The following is a 525-nucleotide window of genomic DNA, read 5'->3' on the forward strand; positions in this document are numbered from 1 at the left end:
TAAGATGAATCCAACAACCGCCAGTATTTGCAATAACGTATAAAGCAGTTCGCCGGTGCGCGCCAATACTTCGATGCCTTTATAGGCGCTGTACATGACCGTCATAGCCATAAGGACATTCAAAACAAACAGCGGCGTTTCCGGATAGGCAAACGTGAGCAACAGTTCGCCAAAGTCACGCAACACACGGGCGGCGATATAGAAAAAATAGGTAATATAGAGAACCGCCAACAACTTGCCGAGCGGCTTGCCGACGATATGTGTCACATAGGAAGTCAGCGGCTGATCGGGGTAATAATGAAACAAACGCTCGTAAACCAAAAACAGCAGCAGCCCAAGCGCCAGACCGAGCAAAATGGCGATCCACATATCTTGCTTGGCGCTGACGCCGAGTGGAATGACCATCGCACTGCCATGCTCAAACAACACAATCAGGACAAACAGCTGGCGCACATTGATTTTGCTATGTTCCATCTCGCTCCATCGCCCCTCACTCCACCGTATCCAAGTTTTTTTGAGCCGAAA

General features: G+C 49.3%; 1 protein-coding gene. It reads right to left on the bottom strand.

Annotation, left to right across the window (positions count from 1 at the left end; genetic code table 11):
• Positions 1-474 (bottom strand): GerAB/ArcD/ProY family transporter (locus VU18_RS16545; RefSeq protein WP_047758590.1); only part of this gene is annotated, 474 nt, incomplete at its 3' end.
• Positions 475-525: the final 51 nt, after the last annotated feature.

Origin of the sequence: Geobacillus sp. ZGt-1 (genome assembly GCF_001026865.1) — a bacterium.
Classification (GTDB): Bacteria; Bacillota; Bacilli; order Bacillales; family Anoxybacillaceae; genus Geobacillus; species Geobacillus thermoleovorans.